The sequence below is a fragment of the Marinomonas phaeophyticola genome (assembly GCF_026966905.1).
Classification (GTDB): Bacteria; Pseudomonadota; Gammaproteobacteria; order Pseudomonadales; family Marinomonadaceae; genus Marinomonas; species Marinomonas phaeophyticola.
The window spans coordinates 87,353-109,328 of the sequence record NZ_JAPUBN010000013.1 but is presented as its reverse complement, the minus strand read 5'-3'; the positions used below and the strand labels follow the sequence as shown (position 1 = coordinate 109,328).

Sequence of the window (21,976 nt, the reverse complement as noted above, 5' to 3'; positions counted from 1 at the left end):
TTCACCTTTACGTTATTCTTTACCTAAGCGGTCTAATTGATACTCGCCACTCAAGACTTGTTGCCACCAGCTCTCATTATTCAGATACCATTGAACGGTCTTTTTAATGCCAGATTCAAAAGATTCCTGTGGTTCCCAACCGAGCTCTGTCGACATTTTGGTTGAATCAATGGCGTATCTCGCGTCGTGCCCTGGACGATCTTGAACAAATTTAATCAGATCTTGGTATTGCGTTACGCCTGCCGGTTTATTTGGCACAAGCTCTTCTAGTAGATCACAAATGGTCCGCACTACATCAATATTGCGTTTTTCATTATGACCACCGATGTTGTAGGTTTCTCCTATTTCACCTTGAGTGACGACGGTGAATAACGCTCTTGCGTGATCGTCTACGTATAGCCAGTCACGAATTTGTGAGCCATTACCGTAAACAGGCAACGGCTTACCTGCAAGCGCATTTAAAATGATGTGCGGCACGAGTTTTTCAGGAAAATGGTACGGGCCATAATTATTTGAACAGTTGGTAATTATTGTTGGTAAACCATAAGTTCGTTGCCATGCTCTTACTAGGTGGTCGGAGCTGGCTTTACTGGCGGAATAAGGGGAGCTTGGCGCATAAGGTGTCGATTCAGTAAAAAGAGGCAGTTCCCCTTCAACATCGTCTGGATGAGGCAGATCACCATACACCTCATCGGTTGAAATATGATGGAAGCGAAAATTCGCTTTTGCCTCGTTGTCTAAAGTAGACCAGTAATGCCTAGCGGCTTCTAATAAAGTAAAAGTCCCTATTATATTCGTCTGCATAAAGTCACCAGGGCCATCGATAGAGCGATCTACATGGCTTTCGGCGGCCAAGTGCATGATCGCATCCGGTTGGCTTTCTTGCAGCAGGCTGAGTATTGCTGACGAATTACAAATATCCAACTGTTCAAAACGATATCGGTCTGTACTCTGTAAGGACTCAGGGATCGAGTTAAGGTTACCTGCGTAGGTTAATTTGTCGACATTAATAACGCTGTGTTGAGTTTCTGAAAGTATATATCTAACCAATGCGCTTCCTATAAAGCCCGCACCGCCAGTGATGAGTATTTTCACGATTCATCCTTCAAAAAATAAAGGCTTAATTGTACCTTAAACTAGAATAGAGCGCCTGTATTTATTATGTCGCAGAGAATAATATGCCTCATACTACTATCCCTTCTTAAGGTTATTGTCAGGCCCTTATCGCTCACCGTATACAAAATGAAAATACATGTTTTAGGCTTTATAAGCCGAACAAAGCCATTTTATTTGTCCTACTCGGTAAATGACGTCTTTTTCTTGGAAAGCGACAAGTCTACCGATCCTCTTCTTGGTTTTTCTTTTTCATTGGGTAATTGATTTCATCTTGAACAAGATACGTTGGCCGAGATTTAATTTCATCGTAAATTTTAGCAAGATACAGTCCAATCAAACCCAAGCTAATCATCAGTATGCTGCCGATAAAGAGCAATAATAAGATGACCGTGGTGAATCCTGTCACGGCGACACCTATCACCCACTGATATAGCGACACACTGCCTATAATGATGCTAATAATCAACATTAAAAACCCAATTAGCGTCACTAGGTGTAAAGGAGCAGAGGTAAAAGAAACAATGTTGTGAATAGAGTATTTGAATAGCCCTAATGTACTCCAAGAGGAACTGTCCCCTTCCCTTTCAGGAACAACAAAAGGAATTTTAACACTCGGAAAGCCCAGCCATTCAACCAAGCCGCGAAAAAAACGTTGCTTTTCAGGTAGCTTTTTAATGTGTTCAGCTACCTCATTATCGAGTAGCTTATAATCACTGTGATTTTCTAACTCTAAAGAACTGAGTAGACTCAACCCTCTATAAAACGCGGTACTAAAAAGTTTGTAGATCCAAGACTCTTTACCGCGAGCACTTTTAACCGATTCAACAACTTTGAAACCTTGTGCCCAATAGTCAAGCATTTGAGGAATTAAGCTTGGCGGGTGCTGTAGGTCTGTATCCATCACAATGTAAGCATCCGACTGATAACGCTCCAGCCCAGCATAGATTGCCGCTTCTTTGCCAAAATTTCGAGTAAAGTTGCATAAGGTAATAGTAAAGTTACTTGCCTCATAGTTGCTGACAGCAGAAGCGGTTTTATCCGTAGAACCATCGTTCAAAATAGCAATATGAAACAAGTAATTCTCAGCTAATGGCGCTAGTGTACTATCTAGTATTGAAAGAAAAGCCTGAATACCAGCTTCTTCATTAAATGCGGGACAAAGAATCGTTATTTTTTTCATATACAGAAAATAGTGTCTCTTAAAACAGAATTAAAATTTTTACTAATACGTCATTGCGAATACATAATCTTTTAGCGAGTGACATACACCGGGTTATTTTACTGGTACGTTAAGCTTAACTACGGAATAACTTGTATTGTCATGATTTCTGAAAACCACCATGAATTCCCATGCTCTCTTTTATACACTTGATAGGTTTCATTTGGCTTGGGCCTTACTAGGCGTTGCTTAAATACCGCCGCCTCAACGGCAATGCCTCTGTCTGGAAATAAAATGCCTATCGATTCTGCATTGCTAGGATCAAGGGACCAAGACAAGACACCGTCTTTAAAAGTAGGTGGTTTTTTTATATTAACGTGATTCTGACTTGGCTGGCAATTCTTCTGGACTTGCTCTAAGGAAACACGTTGACCCGTTTGATCAAATGCCAAAAATGACGTTGCGGTACTTAACTTAGTCCTAGAGATGAATTGTTGGCAATTTTGTGTTATTTCAAGCCAATCCTTTCCCAAAAGCCTGTATATATTCATGATTTCCCCCTGAAGATAGCTTAGCGGAGTCAAAACAAGGGTTGGCTTTTTTTCAAGCTGATGAATCAATTGCTCATTAATCAAATATGATGGCGTGCTCGTGTGGCTTTTTGCAAATGAAACAAGTTCTTGACGTTGAATAAATAGCAACGCAATCAAAGGTAGGCAAAAAGCCGCATATTGAAATGTTAAAGGCAGGTGAATGCGTTTCTTATCGCTGGAAAAAATAGCGAGGATACTGGCAATTGAAAGAGCCAAATCGAACATGAAAAATACTCTGTCCCCGTGAAGTTCAGGGTTTTGAAAAGCATGCGGTGCGGCTAAAGATGGCGCCGCAAACAGGCCTGCCATCATGCTATACATAAGCATTTTTTTAGGCGTATAAAGTAGAGCAATAAAAACGGCAAGACAAATTAGCCATTTATTCGTTACATACCATGTTAAAAAACCTATCCAAGAGTCAAGAGATAAAGACATCAGACTGCTGACAAAACCTTCTCCATCCCGCCCATCGGTTGAGACGCCAAGAATATAAAAACGTAAACAGAAATACACGATTAATGACAAAGTGACGAGAACGAAAGCCTTGCCTGCTTTTACCTTCCAAAATACACACCACAACAAAGGTATTAACATGATATAAATTTCTTTACTTAATAAAGCAAAGAGTGACAGGATAAAAAGGCTGATTAGAAAAGCATAATTGTTAAGTTTGTTGGTGTACCAAGCTCGATATATTAGTAACAAAATGAGTACCGATATCAGAGCGCCCAGTAAATAATGGACGGTATAAAATCGGCTAATCATAGGGAACATACTCATGTTGCTATAAATAAGCAATAAACACGCAAAACCAGCGGTACTGCTTTGTGTTTTTTTCGCACATAAATACGCGGAAATAAAGCCGATAAGGGAGATTAAAGTTAGCTGAACAATAATAAAAGCGACATTGTTAAAGCCAAAACTGGTCAATACCGCTTTATATAGTGTCAAGACCGCCGGAGTAAAATGAACAATAGAAAGTTGTTGATACACTTCCGGTATAAAATAAGGCGCAAGCCAACCGTAAGACAATGACAATTGAGACATATGCGTGTCGTCATCAGAAAAAGTCCCCCAAGATAAAGCACTAAATTGACTAAAGAAAATAAGAAACGACGATAATGCGAGTGAATAAAATATGGGGCTCGGCCACACTTTCATGATAAAAAGTCCTTGGTACACTCTAACCTAAGTGAGTGTTGTTGACTGATAAATTGCCTACTTTGTATTAACGCCTCATTGAATACAATAAGAAACTATCGATACACAACAAATTTTTGCAAAGAGAAGCTCAACACAACCAATACCGCTTCAACCACAAGTTTAACCCCAACAACCCAATGCCAACTTGTAATGTCAAAAAAGCCAATAGAGTACTGAATCATGGAGGTGCTAAGCAGTGTCATCAGACACCAAAGCAGGACAAATTTCAGCAAAATTTTAGGTGCGAATTTTTGCTTACTGTCTAATTTTTTAAAAGTAAAAAAACCATTAAGAAAATACCCTGACATAGCGCCAATAAAGCGAGCAATGATATTGGCGGCCTCAGCAGAAACAAACACAATGAATAAAGCAAACGTGGACGCGTCCAATGCATATTGACCCCCTCCAATAATCAGAAACAATAAGAACTGGCGGCTCATAAGTCTTTTAACTTAGTGTGTAACGTTTCTTTCGGTACATTACCAATGTCATAATGTAAAAAGGAGAGCAAACGCTGTAACCCAACAATAATCGTTATTTTTTCTGATCTATCTTGAGCGTACATGCCCCCGTAAACCTGTTGCTTTAAAACACACCCTGACATGTAAAAAAACGAATAAAGCAACACAACCGATAGCAAACTTTGCAGGTAAACCAAAACCGTAGGAATAATTTCCATATTTCCTCTCAAATAAAATAAAGCGTTATTGGCCAGCCCTATGCAATCAATAAACAGCACAGTGCTGACCATCACCTCAAACAATTAATAAGTTAATAAACAGATTTGAGTTTTTTTCAAAACCTAAAATAAAAAAAATCACCCTAAATAGAATGAGATCTACATTCTGGCCGCCTCTACAATAGATTGGAAAAGATAGTGAGAGCCATATTGTTCATTTTTATCTTCAATTAAAAATTTAGCGTGTTCTGGACTAGAATAGCGAATAAACTCAGGGATAATGGACATATAGTAAGGGGTGACAAATACCGCCGAGGTATTATAGTGCGTCATCAGCGCATTATAAGTACGAACCTTGGATTTATATTGTTGCGGGTGGAATTCAGGCATGCTGTAAGGCCCACTATTTAAAGTAGGGAACAACTTCATTGCGGCCACGCCATCCGCACTCCCTCCATACAAAGTCACTCCAGGAAGATAACTTGATTGCTCAGAGACAGATTTGTCTGTAGCAAATAAAATGGTATTCCAAGAGGCGTTTAAATAGGTCGGTATTTGATGGGAAAACAACTTACTTTTTTCTGCACCACTATTGATGGCTTGTAACCACACATAATTAATGAAATTTTCAACTTGATGCCCTCGATACTGATTCCATAAATCGGCAAGCGGATTGTAATAAACATCTTGTAGCGACTTAGGGTGATCTATATAAAAACGTAACCCTTCTAATTTGCTTGCAGGCTCAATATCAAGATTGTTTGACGTGATGGCGGCTTTCTCTGGTGTCGATTGATTTCGATCCACGTAAGCAAACGTCTGCTTAGTAAGCTCGTACATTTTATTCCCCATTGAAGCCACAACCTGAATTTCATGAATTCCAGGGGTCAATTTTGAAAAATCCAAATCGTATCGAAAACCAACACTAGGCTCTTCTAATGTATCGAGCGCTTGATACACATCCATACGGTTTAAATGATCATCCGCTTGACCAATAAACTCACCATCCACATAAACATGAATGTTATTGAGAGGCTTATTTGAATCATTCCAAAGCCAACCAAAAATAGGCAAGACACCATGGGCATAGCTGTCTATATGCTCTGAAAAGTCGGTCAGTTTGTCTGTGTGAATATCTTTACTAGGCGGCTCTATGTCTGCCCATTCCGTATAGTGCGTCGATAAAAACGTATTTAAATCCCCAATTGTACGGTACTTTGTTTTTAACCACTCTCTGAACCCTGCTTTACTGCGGTCACTGTAATCTGTCAACTTTATATCAGCAAACTTTCCCATGCCCGCTTGAAAATTTTCAAACATATGGTGCGTTTCACCCGCTAAGCTGATGGCTTTTATTCGTTGCTTTTGCTCATCAGGAAGGGCGTTGTAATAACGAATTATGGCTCGGAAGCCTTCAAATCGATATTTATTAACCGGAATACTTTCGTCAGTAGACAGAGTATAAGGAATAATAGAGGAATCAAAATAACGGTCCATGGGTGGCTTGCCGTTACTCAGTAACATTAAGTTCGTGTCATCTTGTGCCAGTTCCTTAGCAAGCTCACTACTAGAATCAAAGTGGTCCATAAATGGGTAAATCACAACGGGCCGATCGACAGACTTTATATTATTAAAAATAGTTTCGATTTTTTTCGTATCTAAAACCCATTCCCCATGCCTTTTTTCGTACAGGCTGGATACGGGGATACCATAGGTATAACCCACTTGAACATGGCCTTTTGCGCCGCTCGGTTCAAGCTTTGAAAGTAAATCACTTAACTCTGCCGTCATTGAGAAGTTTCGTTCTTGACAATATTGGTAATCCGAAGAGGTTTGATCTGCATGCATCGCTTTCTCGCAATAATTAAGACCTTCAACCATTGGTGCGATCAAAAAAGGTTGTTCCTCACGATTTAGCATTGCCGTTGTCGCGTCCGTCGTAATCTTACTCACAGGCACTTTCGCCAGCTCAAATTCATCCTCTTTTGACTGGTCACAAGCTGAAATAAAAGCCGAGAACAAAATTATTGATAAGATATTTAATCTTGATGTATACATGGTTTCCTAACCTTTAGTCGTTTTATCGTCTTTTGAGCTATCTCTATAGGAGTTCAGAAAATACTCACGTAATTCCTATTAAATAAGATACTTAATAGAGAAAAACCTGGCTTTCTTATCGTTATAAAGATTTACCTAACTGAATAGAGTTAATGCTTATTTGCGAACATGAGTCCGTTGAATTTATATCAAGCCTAACACCTGTAATGGCTTCATATTGGCTCCACTCTGGGGTGTTAATTTCAATCTGGTTGTGCCCCTCTTCCGCAGAAAATTGAAGGCTTCTGAACTCACTAAAACCCACCTCATTTGTTTGCCAAAAAAGCTGCATAGGCACCCTCTCAATAGATGGGTTACAGTTAATATCAAAGGATAAACTGTTTATATGCTTTGCGTTCGCGGCACTTTCAAGCTTGTATATAAAATACACATCCTCTCCTATCACTTCAAAAACATCATTATCCTCTTTCTTGACATCATGGGTGGCGACGAGAGTGCTGCTAATCATAGGCGTCATTTCAACACCCGTCATGATAGTGGGTAGATGCGTTAAAAAACCCGCTTGAATATCTCTTTCAACTACTGTCATAAAAACGTAATCAGGCTTATATGTGGCCACCATAGTTTCAACCATTTGAGAGGTTACTTCACCATGATGAACTTGCAAGGTATCTTTAAACGTCATGGCCATATAAGGGGACAAGGCTTCACCAAATGAATCTCGTAGCCACAGAACCTTTTTATCATTTAAAAAGGAATTTGAAAGAACGCGTATTGGTGTTTTCGGCGCGATCACTTTTGTATTCCTCCCTGAGTATATCTCGTCTCCAGTATTATAATCCGTTAGAGTAAGCATTAACTCAGCCTCTTCTAATCCATGAATACTAATGGAATGATCATTCACACTCCTCGGAATAAGTCTTTGAATGTCCGCTAAATCGCCTACTTTTATCGCTGAATTTGTGAATGAATCTAATATCCCCTCTGGCCACTTCAGGCCACGCTCTGTGCTCTGTAGATTGCGGGATAGTTCTCCAAAGGCAATCCCACCACCTAACTTGTTCCAATGAGAATCTGACTTGAAATATAAAGGAACGTCATAATGATTTTTTGCATCCAACAGCGCTGTGGTCGGATTAATGAAAACCTTCTCATCAAATAGGCTAGACAATTTACTTGAAATAGACCCTGATTTTTTTTGACTCCAGTCGGGCAGGTATTCCTGATAAATGGTCTCTTTATCAGGGCCTAATATCACTCGAAAGGCGTCGACACCCAAACTCTCAAATCTCGTATTCCACCGAGTTAATGAGTGCGCAATGTTGGATGTTTTTTCTATTTCTAAATCGGTTGCTGTATTAATTTTTCTAGAAATTGTGTCCGAATACTCATTACCTAAATATAGCCACCCTTCTTTACCGACTAAAACTTGCCCTGGGCTCGATGACAAACCAAGCTCATAATATATTTTCCCAAGTAAGAATAAGGAAAAATCCATATTGTAAAGAGCAGAAGGGTGCCACCAATGCATCGCCTCAGGAAGCTTATCCAACCGACCTAATTTCCAGTTGGCTAAAGGCGCTACCGTTAAAATCAGAAAGATTAAAATCAAAAAGCCGTATATTTTCTTTTTCATATCGTCATCTATTAGAAATTAAAGTAAAGAAATACAGTGCTTGTTGACTGTATGGTTGCATATATAGCGACAGCAAAGAGAAAAGACATCCACCAGACTTTACTCCAGGTCAGACTTCCTTGAGTGGTCATTTCAAATGAATTCTTTTGCGAAATAACGAAAAAGCCTACTGCAATCATCATCAAACTAAATAAATGCATAACAACACCCACTGGCAACATAGACAATAAAGCGTCGCCCCATACGCCAAAAAATGACAACTTTACGATGACATCAGAGTTCATGGTTTGAGAGGTAATAGAGGAAATATCTACCATACCCAACAATATTGTCATTGCGCTATCTATGGAGGTCGCTCGGAAGAATACCCAGGTAATATTGATAAATAAGAAAGTGACTAACCAAGCTAAAACGTTAGGCATTTTTAGCCCAAGTTGATTCCATACACGATGACAAATTAATGCGCCGCCATGTAATCCTCCCCAAATAACAAACATCCAACTAGCACCGTGCCACAACCCACCCAATACAAACGTCGCCATCAGATTAAAATAAACCCTTGTTGAAGAACAACGGTTCCCTCCTAACGGAATATACAAATAATCTCTCAAATAACGGCTTAACGTCATGTGCCAGCGACGCCAAAAATCTTGAATGCTCAATGCCTTATAGGGTGAGTTAAAATTAATTGGCAACCAAATGTTAAATAATAACGCCGCGCCGATTGCCATATCGCAATAGCCACTGAAATCAAAGTACAACTGAAATGTATAAGAAAGACTGGTCACCCATGAACTAAAAAAGTCGTGTGCCGCTCCTTCAGCAAAGCCTACATCCGCCCACACAGCAAAAGTATCGGCAATGATGACCTTTTTAAACAAGCCAATGCTAAAGATAAACAGACCCATCAATATATAGCGATATCGAATGGCAAACGTCCAACGAGTCTGAAATTGAGACATCATTTCCTTATGATGAAGAATGGGACCGGCGATTAAATGAGGAAAAAAGGTCACAAAGAGTGCGTAATTAACAAAATTATACTCTGTTGCCTCGCCCTTATAACTATCAACTAGAAAAGCAATTTGAGTAAAGGTGTAAAAACTAATCCCTAAAGGCAGCAGTATTTCTTCTATATGAAACCCAGAGCCTATCGCTAAATTAAGGTTATCAAGAAAAAAATTGGCGTATTTGAAATAGCCAAGTAAAGAGAGGTTAACGGCTATACTAAAAATCAGCAACGCTTTGCGGGAAATGGTCGGACGAATAAGCCCGCCCCAAAAAAAACGTTTTTTTATACGTTCGAAATGAGGTGAAAGAGACGCCCCCATACAGAAATTAAATACAATTGAGGCAACGAGTAAAGGTAAATATTCAACGCTCCAGTAACCATAAAAAAACAGGCTAGCAATCACTAACCAGTATTTTCCGGCTACTATCCATCGTTGTTTATTAAGTAAAAAATACGTGAAAAATACAATTGGGAGGTAAACAAAGATAAATGTTGTAGAGCTAAAGATCACAGATCATCCTTTTTATAATATGAGCCATATTTAAGAATGCTTGAGAAAAAACGACTATTTATTCTCCTCATATTCTCAATAGGACGCACTGACTACTCAGAGGGTATAGCCAACGGTAGTGAGCGTTATTCTTAATCTAATATATTGATTTCACAGAATTATAAATGAATTTTCTTTCCAAAGAGAGGTGATTATCACTTATTCACAAGGTTTTATACTCTTTATTACTTGGGATAAAAAGAAAAGCAACCATTAAGGGGCACATACTCACAACCGAGTCTTTTGACTTTTATCCTCATATACAAACATTTCATACCTAAATTATCAGAATCAATAACAATAGACTTTCTAGATATACATAAGTCTGTACAGACTTGGTTGAAATTTTAGAAAGGCTAATAGCCATTCTTTGGGATTGCTTATCGTTTTTCGAAAACTGTTTTTTTAAATTGACTCGATAGACGTGGATTATTTTCTTTAAAAAAGAAATTAAACATACTCTAGGGCAGAGAGCCCTCATCAAATAGAGTGGCTATATTTAAAGTAAAGCTCGCGGTAAGGTGTTAGTGTTAAGTCTCACTTTTACTTTAGAAAAAAATATAATCCACCCTGCTTAAGGAGAATGACGATGCCCCATGCAATAGAACATTCTATACTCTTTGTTGATACTCACGTTGATGATTACATGACTCTTATTAACGGCGTAGAGCATGCAACAAAAATTGTTATTCTTCATCCAGATCAAGACGGAATTGAGCAAATATCCCAAACATTGAATCAGCACGCTGAACTTGAAGAAATACACATTCTTTCTCACGGGAGCGAAGCAGAGCTTGTTATTGGTAACGGTTCACTAAATCAAAGCAACCTAGATGCCTACCAGTCTTTATTAAAAAATTGGAGTAATGCACTCAGTGATACGGCAGGTATCGTGCTGTACGGTTGTAATGTGGCAAAAGGGGCTATTGGGCAACACTTTATTCAGCAGCTAGCGGCGTTAACAGGAGCCAGTGTTACCGCCTCCAATAATTTAACAGGGTCAGCGGAATTGGGAGGGGGTTGGTCATTTGAATCAACAAATAAAGAGAAGACAACAGATTTAATCTTTTCGGTCGCCGCGAGACAGCAATATCCATTTACATTAACACCCATCCCAATAGAGCCTACATTAACCTCAGCCACTTATGATGCCGCAAGCGGAACTCTGATCATTACAGGGACAGATTTCACCAGTTCAGGGGGTGATGATGTTATTGCCAGTAAAATCACTTTAACGGGTGAAGGTGGGGAAACCTATACGTTAACAGACACGGCCAATGTCGAAATTAGTTCGGCGACGGCCGCTACGCTTATACTCAGCGTGACGGATAAAGACAGGCTGAACCAGATTTTCAATAAAGATGGCTCTAGTTCAACGAGCTCAACAATTTATGATATTGATGGCGCGGCTGGGTTTATTGCCAACAGCCCTGGTAGTGCCGACACGGATAACAATAGCGTGACGGTAAGCCATGTTCCTGCACCCACTATAACCTCATCTACATTCGATGCGGCAACGGGTACTCTGGTTATCACTGGAACGGGGTTTCTAAAAAAATCAGGCGCCTCGAATGATGTCGACATCACTCGCCTGTCTTTCACCGGTAATCAGGGTAATTCTTATCAATTAACGAATAATTCAGGTGTTGAGATCAGTTCATCAACATCCGCTTCTATCATACTTTCTGACACAGATAAGATGCACATTCTAGGGTTATTAAATAAGAATGGCACCGCTGCAGAGGACGCGACGACCTATAACCTCATTGCCGCAGAGAACTGGATGACGGGGGCCGCCTCACCGAATAACGTGGCTGACTCCGTCAACGTCATTACCGTGTCTAATGTGACTGGCCCTACTTTATCTTCCGTCAACTATAACCCAATTACAGGATTGCTCGAGGTTACCGGTACGCATTTTTTTAAGAAATTTGGGGCTGATAATGATATTGATGTCTCTAGGCTTACGTTTACGGGTGAAATGGGGAACAGCTATACTTTAACCACCACCGCTGATGTCGATATTAGTTCAAGCAGCCGCTTTAGCGTGATATTAACAGGAACAGACAAAACTGATATCGACATATTACTCAATAAAAAAGGCAGCACATCGCTTGATAGTACAGTCTACAATCTGGCTTTTTCCGATGGATGGTTAACAGGTGCCGATAATTCAACCGACATATCAGATTCAACAATGGCGGTCTTGGTATCAGATCGTCCACCTCAATTAGCCGATAAATCGCCTTCGCTAGCAACTATAGAAGAAGATTTGGGTCCACCTAATCACCTCTCTACCTTAAATAGCACTTTGATATCAGATCTAATCAATCAAGGAGGCTCATTAGATAATTACAGTGATCAAGATGGTGATGTCTTAGGTGGGATTGCTATCACCGGTATTTCGGCATTTGGCTCTCTCTATTACGACGATGTTATAGGGGGAAACTCTTATTGGTACAAACTGACTCGAGCGAATATCAGTGAAACCAATGCCTTTGCGCTTCAAGCTGACACTCGAATTTACTTTAAGCCCGATAAAGATTTTCATGGTACCCTGAGCGATGCTTTTACCTTTCAAGCAATGAGTGCTAGCTCCTACTCTTCGCAATTCGTCGACATTACATCCAGCAGTCTATTTTCCAAAGAGAGTGATACCGTTAGTGTGACCATTAATTCAATTAATGATGCACCGATATTGTCTGTTCTAATGGATAGCGGTCAGAGGTTAGGCTCTTCTTCAAGTCGTGATGTCACCTTGGCTGATGTAGACGGTGATGGTGATTTAGACATGATAGAGGCCAATTCCTTTAGCCAACCTAACCGTATCTGGCTCAATGACGGTATTGGAAATTTCACCGACAGTGGCCAAACACTAGGTAATGATGTTTCTTATGGTCTCGCTGTGGGCGATTTAGATGGTGATGGTGACCAAGATATCGTTGCTTCTAGTGATGGCGGTGCAAACCACATTTACATTAATGATGGCCATGGAAACTTCACTGAGAGCAGCCAAATGTTAGCCTCCTCTGATAGCCAAAATGTCTTTCTGGGCGACCTAGATGGGGACGGTGACCTAGATATGATCGACCTTACTAGCGGCCCAAATCGAGTTTTCATTAATAATGGGGCAGGACTGTTTACTGATTCTACTCAAGTTCTCGGTGGATCTGGTGTTTCTAGTGATGCTGCAATAGGAGATGTAGACGGAGATGGAGACCAAGACATTGTCATCGCGAACTCACAAGGTAATGAGAACCGCTTGTGGCTCAATGATGGCCATGGTGTCTTTAGTGACAGCGGACAATTATTGGGAAGTAATGACAGCAGGAGGCTCGTCATGGCCGATTTTGATGGCGACAATGACTTAGACCTCGTTTTTGTCAATAGGAACGCCACAGGGGAGCAAATTTATTTTAACAATGGTCAAGGAATTTTCACTGACAGCGGGCAAACTCTGACCAACGGTGAAGAGAGTGCTATTTCTGCTGGAGACATAGACGGCGATGGTGATCTTGATTTATTTATTTCTAACTCATTAGAGCAACCCGATACACTTTGGTTGAATAATGGAAAAGGGATGTTTACTGACAGTGGTCTGTCAATTGGGTTATCGAGTGGTAATGGTAATGCGATCGGCGATATTGATAATGATGGCGATTTAGATGTTGTCATCGCCAATAACCTACAACAAAACTGGGTATGGATGAATAATGGTACGAATACGTCAACTCTTGTGGAGGGAAGAAGCGTAGCGATTAAATTGAATGGATACGACCCAGATGACAGCGGAACAGAGCTTAATTATACCGTGACATCGGCTCCCTCCTATGGTCAATTAGAACTGTCTAACGCCCCAGGAGTATCAATATCTACGTTTACTCAAGATGACATTGATAACGACCGTGTAATCTATAAACATCAAGGTAACAATGCCTCTACAGACAATTTTGAATTCACTCTCTCCGATGGCGGTGAAAATGGGGCCGGAGTGGCGACAGGTACCTTTACCATTACTGTCACTAGAGCCTCACAGCCTCAATCCCCTTTTACCACGATTGATGGAACCCAAGTCCTTATTCAGGAAACAACCAATGCTCAAGGGGAAACCGTTAGTACGACAACGATATCTCCTGTCGTAGCTTCACGTATTGATAATAATACAGGCCACCTAGAACTGGCCGATATTCCGTTATTATTTACTGATAACACTCGTACAATAGCAAAACTTGCAGTAGGTCTACCCATTAATATTGGCATCACGGCCACTGGGATAGCCACTCCTCTGACGCCCAATAAAGCCATCGAAGAGCTTATTTCTCTAATCAACACTAAAGTCAGCAACAATGACTCTTCAAAGGATGCAATGCTCGCCAATGCTAACGCATTTCTTAAGCAGTTAAACGCTGAACCTGGAAAGACGCTTGTTGTGCACTCCTTAGTGATGACGGTCGGTGACGCTCTTGCGTTGGCGCCAGAAGAAGCCATTCTCATTAGCGGCAGTAGTCAGAGTCAATCAGAAGTCCCTGATGCGGTGCAAGAAGCGCTGATAATTGATGCCAGCGCGTTACCACCGGGTACAATGATTAATTTGCAAGATGTTGAATTTGCTATCATTATCGGCCCTATTACACTCGGAGGCGGTGATGGAAAAAACATTGTCTTTGCTGACAGCAGTAGCCACACTATTGTTTTAGGTGCGGAAGACGATGAGCTGCATGGAGGCGGAGGCGATGACTTCATTGGTTCTCGTGGTGGGGATGATCGTTTGTTCGGAGACGATGGGAACGACCGAGTCATTGGTGGTGAAGGAAATGATTATCTTGAAGGAGGTATTGGGGATGATGTTCTTCAAGGAGGACAGAGTGATGCTGGCACTTTTTCTTTCCACTTAACGCAGCAAGATACATTATTTGTGGCATTTAAAGCCAATAATCTCGCCACCGCTGAGCAAGATAATATTGATTTTATATTGGAACAAAATACTGAGTGGACAAGCGATATGCGTATGGCATTTACTCGCGACATCTCATCTTTAAAAACAATTTCTCTACTTTATCAAGCCGCACTCGACAAACTACCGACTGTTGAGGAAGTAAATGCTCTGTTAGCCTTTAATTATACCGATAGCCAGCTTGCCAACTTAGCTTACCGAGCCTATTTAGAGCAAAATAGAGGGCTCTCTAACCTAACATTGGAAGAGAAAATGACCCGTTTGATGTCATCAATATGGGGAGAAAGTCGAGTGACTAAAGAGGACGTTCAAAGTGGCGTTGATTATCTATCAAACAAGGGAACTTGGATCGATGGGTTCTTGATATTATCTCAACATGACAACCATATAAAAAGTTTAATCACGAGCAAAAATGAGCTAAAACTGGTTGATGATTTTAATACGGATGAAACAGGTTGGTCATCAGATACTGGCAATGATGTCTTATTTGGTGGTGAAGGAAACGACATTCTTGTTGGCGGTTCAGGCAGCGATATCCTTAATGGGGGTGATGGTACTGATATTATCGTACAGTATGGAGCAGATACAAATTACCAATTTTTAATTGGTATAGAAGGATTGATTCTAAGCCGCTTAGGTACACAAGAGCGTGATACCTTAATTGATGTTGAGCAATTAGTGTTGTCAGATCAAACCGTTAATATTAGTAGTTCTAATCTTGCTATCGAGAACTTACACTCCATCACCGCTCTTTATCAATTGATGACTCGTGATGCCCCAACACTTATTTATCTAAATAATGCTGAGGCTGAGCCGATTAATCTAGCTGCACAAGCTGAAGCATTGATGTTAGACGTTCGTTACCAACAAAAGTGGGGGCAGATGGACAACGCCACCTTTGTTCGTGAGTTAAGCACTGACATTTTCGGGACCGCATTTCAAGGTGAGGATTTGGCTTATTGGACGGACGGGTTAGATAGTGGAAATATATCAAGAGGTGATACTTTTGTGAGTGCTGTTGGAGTCCAAAGCTATCAAGAAGAGATTTTTAAAGGCGATGGGGTGTTAATCCTTTAAGATTTAGCCCTATCAAAATAATCATTTTTTGCCTTCCAACCAGTAAAGCATGGCATAAAGCGATGCTTTACCTTTTTTTAGAGTGAAATGAACAGAGCTTGATACGGTCCCCGCTCCTTTTGGCAGGGACTTTAATGTATTAAGCTCTGTGTATGCATTTCTCAATTTTACCTAGTTACCGCCTATTCCACCGTCACTGATTTGGCTAAATTCCTTGGTTGATCTACATCAGTTCCTTTCACAACCGCCACATAATACGCTAATAATTGCAACGGTATTGTATGCACGATAGGAGCAAGAATATCAGGAACTTTCGGCACTTCTGTAAAGGTAACCCCCACTTCTTCATGAAACTCAGTGTCTAAATCTGCAAAAACGTACAATTCCCCACCACGGGCACTGACTTCTTGAAGGTTGGATTTTAATTTATCCAGTAGACTGTTATTAGGCACGACGGTAATGATTGGCATGTCTTCATCAACCAGTGCCAGTGGGCCGTGTTTTAGTTCTCCTGCTGGATAAGCTTCGGCGTGGATATAGGAAATTTCTTTAAGTTTTAATGCACCTTCAAGCGCTATAGGAAACATGGAGCCACGCCCTAAGAAGATGGCATTCTGCTTGTTTGCAAAGCGGTCGGCTAACATTTTGATCGCACTGTCTTGCTTCAGTGCCATATCAATATAGGCAGGTAAACTGCGCAAGCTACGAACTAATTCCGTTTCTCTAGCCGCGCTTAAACCATGTTGTACTGCAATGGCGACACTGGTCACTAATAACGCGGTCAGTTGTGTTGTGAAAGCTTTGGTGGAAGCCACTCCAATTTCCACACCCGCATTGGTCAATAATGTCAGCGCTGACTCACGCACCAAGGAGCTTGAAGGTACATTGCAAATCGCGAGAGTCGTTAAATAACCTAGACCTTTTGCCATTTTTAATGCCGCTAGAGTATCGGCAGTTTCGCCTGATTGAGACAAGGTTAAGAACAAGGTATTTTTTGGTACCGCTACTTTACGATAGCGGTACTCACTGGCCACCTCGACAGCACAGGGCAATCCTGCTAAATCTTCAATCCAGTACTTAGCCACCATGCCAGCATGATAACTGGTGCCGCAAGCAACAATATGAATGTTTTCCACCTCTTTTAGGAAATCGGAATCCGCCCCAAAACAATTTGTAAGTATGGAGGTTTCACTGACCCGCCCGTCTAAACACGCGGCGATTACCTTAGGTTGCTCATAAATTTCTTTCAGCATGTAATGGCGAAAATCACCTTTATCCGTTGAATCTAAGTGATGATTAAACACACTAATAGGTCGATCTTGTAGTTCCCCTTTATCATCGTAAATCAACACTTGATCACGACTCACGTCAGCGACATCACCTTCTTCAAGAAAGATAAATTGATCCGTCACATGCAATAATGCCAATTGGTCAGACGCAACAAAGTTCTCTTCTATGCCGACACCCACGACTAAAGGGCTGCCTTTACGGGCCGCAATAAAACGTTCGTTGTCATCATTGTAGGTCACCGCTAAAGCAAATGCGCCTTCTAACCTTACGAGTGTTGCCTGTACTGCTTCTAGCAGGTTCTTACCCGCTTTAACTTCATCAAATATCAAATGAACAATTACTTCCGTATCTGTTTGAGATTTGAATTCATAGCCCTTTTCAATTAACTCACGACGCAGAAAAGCATGATTTTCAATAATACCATTGTGGACGATGGCCAAATCATCACCTGAAAAATGTGGGTGAGCATTTACTTCTGTAGGTTTTCCATGGGTCGCCCAGCGAGTATGCGCTATACCGATATGCCCCTCTAAAGGCGCATCTTCACATTTATTTTTTAATGCCTGCACCTTTCCTACCGCTCGATGGGCATGGACCCCATTATCGCTATTAATGGCCATTCCTGAGGAATCGTATCCTCGGTATTCAAGACGGCTCAAGCCTTCTAATAAAATTTTTGCCACATTACGGCGAGCTATCGCACCTACAATTCCACACATATTCATTTCCTATAGTGCGTTTCTCAAATGACCATTAGCGATTCAAGAAACAGCAGGGAGAGAGACAACTCACTGATTGCTCTCTCACATTTATTTGATTTTATTCGTATTTAAGATTGATCTGTTACGAGCTTTTAACCGGTCGAGACCAGTTATTTTTATTTGTTTGACGCGCTCTAGCAAAGGCCAATTGATCTTTTGCGACCGCTTTAGTAATCGTAGAGCCGGCGGCAATCGTAGCGCCGTCGTCAATAGCAACTGGGGCCACTAAACTGCTGTTAGAGCCAACGAAAACGCGATCGCCAATATGGGTTTGAAATTTATTCACACCATCGTAGTTACAGGTAATCGTTCCCGCGCCAACATTTACCTCATCACCCATCACAGTATCACCAATGTAGCTAAGATGACTGACTTTACTACCCGCACCAATCTGCGCTTTCTTGGTTTCAACAAAGTTGCCTATTTTGGCCTGTGCGCCAAGCTGAGTTCCTGGTCTTAAACGAGCAAATGGGCCAACCACGCAACCCTTTTCAAGTACACTGTCTTCGATTAGGGTGTTGTCTTTTATTTCACAGCCATCACCGATGGTGCAGTTTTTCAAATGACAATTAGGACCAATATGAACACCATTACCTAATGTGACATCGCCTTCAATAATACAATTAATGTCTACCGTACAGTCTATGCCGACAACTAAAGAACCTCTAAGATCAAAACGAGCAGGGTCCAATAACGTCAACCCTTGAGCCATTAATGCTCGCGCTTGCTCCTGTTGATACTCTCGCTCCAACCAGCTTAACTGAATACGGTCATTGACACCGGTAACTTCTGCTACGCTTTCTGGGTGAACAGTAACAACCTTCAGACCCTCTTTTGACGCCATCGCAATAATGTCTGTGAGATAGTATTCTCCTTGGGCATTATTATTGGTTAACTTATCCAACCACGTAATTAAGTGTTTATTAGGTGCTAATAAAATGCCGGTGTTGACTTCTTTTATCTGATGCTGCTCTGAAGAAGCGTCCTTATGCTCCACAATGGCCTCAACTTGATCGAAAGCGTTTCGAACAATACGACCATAACCGCTTGGGTTATCTAAAAAGGTCGTCAACAAGACAAGGGTATTGTCATCGGCTGCTGATTGCATCTTTTCCAGCGTAGCTTGCTTTATAAGAGGGACATCGCCATATAGCGTTAATGTGCTGCCATTTTTTGATAAATCATTGGCTACTCGACGTAGGGCATCGCCTGTTCCTTGTGGATTCTCTTGCCATACTATATTGGCTGAAAAATCCTGACAATTTGCAATCACCTGCTCACCCTGATGCCCGACAATAAGGTGTAAATTAACCCCATTCAATTGAGATGCGGTGGTTAACACATGACGGACCATAGAGACCCCACCAATGGCATGCAATACTTTAGACAGTGCGGATTTCATCCGACTTCCTTTGCCCGCAGCTAAAATTACGATGTCTTGATTCATAGAGCGCCCTATCATCTTATTTTTAAGTAATTGAAATACAAGGACGCATTAAAACGCAAGAGGGAAATGTGAACAAGGCGAATTGTCATATTAAAATTGACAAAAAATACAACAATTCATTAGGCGGTTGTTTGATTAGAGAGTTAAGCACCGTATCCATTAGGATTTTTGCTTTGCCAATTCCATGTATCTCGGCACATATCTTCTAGAGAGCGCTCAACCTTCCAATCCAGTACTTGCTGCGCTTTGGTTGCATCCGCATAAAATTCAGCAATATCGCCTTCACGACGTGGTGACATCACATAGTTAATTTTTTTAGAGGAGACTTTCTCAAAAGCATGCACCACATCTAATACACTGTAGCCTTTGCCTGCCCCTAGATTATAAGCACTAATACTGGTGAAATCGGTTTTAAATAAGTTGTCCAAGGCTTTCAAGTGCCCTAAGGCGAGATCAACAACATGAATATAATCCCTTACGCCTGTGCCATCAGGTGTTGGGTAATCGTCACCAAAAACATTTAGCGCGTCTCTTTTTCCAACCGCAACTTGAGCAATGTATGGCATAAGGTTATTTGGAATGCCATTAGGGTCTTCGCCAATTAAGCCACTTGGATGTGCTCCAATAGGATTAAAATAACGTAATAAGGAAATATTCCACCTCGCATCGGCTTTAAATGTATCTTGAAGAATTTCTTCAATCATCACTTTCGTGCGTCCGTAAGGGTTGGTTGCGCTTAAAGGGAAATGCTCAACATAAGGAATGGGATTCTTCTCTCCATAGACGGTTGCAGAAGAGCTAAAAACCAAATTAAATACCTGGTACTTTTCCATTACTCTGAAGAGCACCAAAGATCCCGTGACATTATTGTGATAGTAAGAAAGAGGGACTCTTGCCGATTCGCCAACGGCTTTTAACGCGGCAAAATGAATCACCGCTTCGATATTATGCCGTTTAAATACCGCACTTAACGCCTCTTCATCCAGCAAATCAACCGGGTAGAATAAAGGGGCTTTGCCGGTTATTTTCTGTATACGGCTTATGACTTCCTTGTTGGAATTAGCAAGATTATCAACAATGATCACTTGTTGATTTTGTTCTAGAAGGGAAACACAGACATGACTTCCAATAAATCCCATCCCTCCAGTTACTAAGATTGTTTTCACGTTCTACGCACCTATCTATGTTGAATCGATCAAAAAAGAAAAAGGTATGATTATCCTCATACCTTTAGCCTTTCACATTACAAGCTCAACAAACTTTCTGCAATGTAATCAATATGGTTTTCCTGCATTCCTGCAATATTGATTCGACCACTCCCGACCAAATAAATAGAATACTTTTCTGACAAGGTTTGAGCCTCTAGAGGAGAAATACCTAACACAGAAAACATGCCTTTATGCTGAGCAATAAAATCATAGTGAGAATGGCCGCTTTTCTCTCTCAATACCGTCGCTAAGCGGTTTCTTAAATGATCTACTCTTAGGCGCATTTGTTCTACTTCGTTTAACCAATTTACCTTCAGGGTCTCATCATTCAATATAATATTCACCAGTTCAGCACCATGATCTGGTGGCATGGTATAGCTACTGCGAGCCGCTTCCAGAATACGTGTTTTGATACGATTACTCTGCGCTAAGGTTTTGGCGGCAATAACAGCAATACCAGTACGTTCTCTATATAAACCAAAATTTTTCGAGCAAGATCCCGTTAATACATAAGATTCGACTCGTTCAGCCAGATAGCGAAAACCTTTTGCATCCGCCTCCATGCCATCTCCAAAGCCTTGATAAGCCATATCAATGAAAGGCAGAAAGCCCTGTTGAACCGCCATTTCGGTAATGGTTTGCCAACCATCAAAAGAAAGGTCCGCGCCAGTCGGGTTATGACAACAGCCATGAAGCAATACCACATCATTTGGGCCGGCCTCTTTTAAAGACGCCATCATGGCGTCGGTTTGAACTAACTTAGTGTTGCGGTCAAAATACGGGAAATAGCGCACCGTTAAACCCGCCGTTTGCATAATAGGAGCATGATTAGCGTAACTAAGATCGCTTAGCCAAACCGTGGCATCTGGTGCAGAAGCTTTAATTACATCCGCTAACATTCTGAGTGCGCCACTAGCACCTGGTGTTTGTACGCCCACTGCTCGGCTCTTACTGCTATTGTCTCCCAACATCAATTCAATCATAGACTGATTAAACGCTTCATTACCCGCCAAGCCGACATAGGCTTTCGTTGTTTGCGCTTCTAATAATCTCGCTTCCGCTAATTTAATGGCTTCCATTACGGGAGTGATACCCTGCTCATCACGATACACACCAATACCTAAATCGACTTTATTTGGATTAGAATCCAATTTACAGGCTGCAGAAAGAGACAGTATGGGGTCTTTTGGCGCTTCTTTTAAATTCTCTAAAATCATAATGTATCCTAACGAC

Annotated in this window: 13 protein-coding genes; 1 reads left to right on the top strand and 12 read right to left on the bottom strand. The window is 41.1% G+C overall.

Annotated elements, in window-relative coordinates; translation table 11 throughout:
* Positions 1-12: 12 nt before the first annotated feature.
* From rfbB to O1D97_RS06635, 8 genes are all read right to left on the bottom strand, one after another.
* The gene (gene rfbB, locus O1D97_RS06670; RefSeq protein ID WP_269124029.1) at positions 13-1,095 is read right to left on the bottom strand and encodes a dTDP-glucose 4,6-dehydratase; all 1,083 of its coding nucleotides are present in this window, start codon (positions 1,093-1,095) and stop codon (positions 13-15) included.
* Between the two features lie 241 nt (positions 1,096-1,336).
* Positions 1,337-2,296 (bottom strand): glycosyltransferase family 2 protein, encoded by a 960-nt coding sequence (locus O1D97_RS06665; protein ID WP_269124027.1) that lies wholly within the window; start codon positions 2,294-2,296, stop codon positions 1,337-1,339.
* Between the two features lie 119 nt (positions 2,297-2,415).
* Positions 2,416-4,029, bottom strand: a complete 1,614-nt coding sequence (locus O1D97_RS06660; RefSeq protein WP_269124026.1) for a hypothetical protein — start codon at positions 4,027-4,029, stop codon at positions 2,416-2,418.
* Between the two features lie 95 nt (positions 4,030-4,124).
* Positions 4,125-4,511: a GtrA family protein gene (locus tag O1D97_RS06655; RefSeq protein ID WP_269124024.1), complete on the bottom strand. Its 387-nt coding sequence runs from the start codon at positions 4,509-4,511 to the stop codon at positions 4,125-4,127.
* Positions 4,508-4,750: a hypothetical protein gene (locus O1D97_RS06650; protein ID WP_269124022.1), complete on the bottom strand. Its 243-nt coding sequence runs from the start codon at positions 4,748-4,750 to the stop codon at positions 4,508-4,510. The genes O1D97_RS06655 and O1D97_RS06650 overlap by 4 nt, the downstream gene beginning before the upstream one ends.
* Before the next feature lie 159 nt (positions 4,751-4,909).
* Positions 4,910-6,808 (bottom strand): beta-galactosidase, encoded by a 1,899-nt coding sequence (locus O1D97_RS06645; protein ID WP_269124020.1) that lies wholly within the window; start codon positions 6,806-6,808, stop codon positions 4,910-4,912.
* A 121-nt stretch (positions 6,809-6,929) separates the two neighbouring features.
* On the bottom strand, positions 6,930-8,444 hold the full coding sequence (locus O1D97_RS06640) for an alginate O-acetyltransferase AlgX-related protein (protein ID WP_269124018.1): 1,515 nt from the start codon (positions 8,442-8,444) through the stop codon (positions 6,930-6,932).
* 11 nt (positions 8,445-8,455) lie between these two features.
* Positions 8,456-9,967: an MBOAT family O-acyltransferase gene (locus O1D97_RS06635; protein WP_269124017.1), complete on the bottom strand. Its 1,512-nt coding sequence runs from the start codon at positions 9,965-9,967 to the stop codon at positions 8,456-8,458.
* Between the two features lie 628 nt (positions 9,968-10,595).
* Between O1D97_RS06635 and O1D97_RS06630 the strand changes: the two genes are divergently transcribed.
* A complete protein-coding gene (locus tag O1D97_RS06630; protein WP_269124015.1) occupies positions 10,596-16,037 on the top strand; it encodes a DUF4347 domain-containing protein in 5,442 nt (1,813 codons plus the stop codon).
* A 182-nt stretch (positions 16,038-16,219) separates the two neighbouring features.
* Here O1D97_RS06630 and glmS read toward each other — a convergent pair whose 3' ends face one another.
* From glmS to O1D97_RS06610, 4 genes are all read right to left on the bottom strand, one after another.
* Positions 16,220-18,046 (bottom strand): glutamine--fructose-6-phosphate transaminase (isomerizing), encoded by a 1,827-nt coding sequence (gene glmS, locus O1D97_RS06625; RefSeq protein ID WP_269124013.1) that lies wholly within the window; start codon positions 18,044-18,046, stop codon positions 16,220-16,222.
* Between the two features lie 124 nt (positions 18,047-18,170).
* The gene (glmU, locus tag O1D97_RS06620; RefSeq protein WP_269124011.1) at positions 18,171-19,535 is read right to left on the bottom strand and encodes a bifunctional UDP-N-acetylglucosamine diphosphorylase/glucosamine-1-phosphate N-acetyltransferase GlmU; all 1,365 of its coding nucleotides are present in this window, start codon (positions 19,533-19,535) and stop codon (positions 18,171-18,173) included.
* 143 nt (positions 19,536-19,678) lie between these two features.
* On the bottom strand, positions 19,679-20,701 hold the full coding sequence (gene galE, locus O1D97_RS06615; RefSeq protein ID WP_269124010.1) for a UDP-glucose 4-epimerase GalE: 1,023 nt from the start codon (positions 20,699-20,701) through the stop codon (positions 19,679-19,681).
* Positions 20,702-20,778: 77 nt separating this feature from the next.
* Positions 20,779-21,960, bottom strand: coding sequence for an amino acid aminotransferase (locus tag O1D97_RS06610; protein WP_269124008.1), 1,182 nt, complete (start codon positions 21,958-21,960; stop codon positions 20,779-20,781).
* Positions 21,961-21,976 lie beyond the last annotated feature (16 nt).

Excerpts from the sequence above, each read along its gene's own strand:
- O1D97_RS06665 (WP_269124027.1), bottom strand. The coding sequence starts at position 2,296 with ATGAAAAAAATAACGATTCTTTGTCCCGCATTTAATGAAGAAGCTGGT.
- O1D97_RS06660 (WP_269124026.1), bottom strand. The coding sequence starts at position 4,029 with ATGAAAGTGTGGCCGAGCCCCATATTTTATTCACTCGCATTATCGTCG.
- O1D97_RS06655 (WP_269124024.1), bottom strand. The coding sequence starts at position 4,511 with ATGAGCCGCCAGTTCTTATTGTTTCTGATTATTGGAGGGGGTCAATAT.
- O1D97_RS06650 (WP_269124022.1), bottom strand. The coding sequence starts at position 4,750 with ATGGAAATTATTCCTACGGTTTTGGTTTACCTGCAAAGTTTGCTATCG.
- O1D97_RS06645 (WP_269124020.1), bottom strand. The coding sequence starts at position 6,808 with ATGTATACATCAAGATTAAATATCTTATCAATAATTTTGTTCTCGGCT.
- O1D97_RS06640 (WP_269124018.1), bottom strand. The coding sequence starts at position 8,444 with ATGAAAAAGAAAATATACGGCTTTTTGATTTTAATCTTTCTGATTTTA.
- O1D97_RS06630 (WP_269124015.1), top strand. The coding sequence starts at position 10,596 with ATGCCCCATGCAATAGAACATTCTATACTCTTTGTTGATACTCACGTT.
- glmS (WP_269124013.1), bottom strand. The coding sequence starts at position 18,046 with ATGTGTGGAATTGTAGGTGCGATAGCTCGCCGTAATGTGGCAAAAATT.
- glmU (WP_269124011.1), bottom strand. The coding sequence starts at position 19,535 with ATGAATCAAGACATCGTAATTTTAGCTGCGGGCAAAGGAAGTCGGATG.
- O1D97_RS06610 (WP_269124008.1), bottom strand. The coding sequence starts at position 21,960 with ATGATTTTAGAGAATTTAAAAGAAGCGCCAAAAGACCCCATACTGTCT.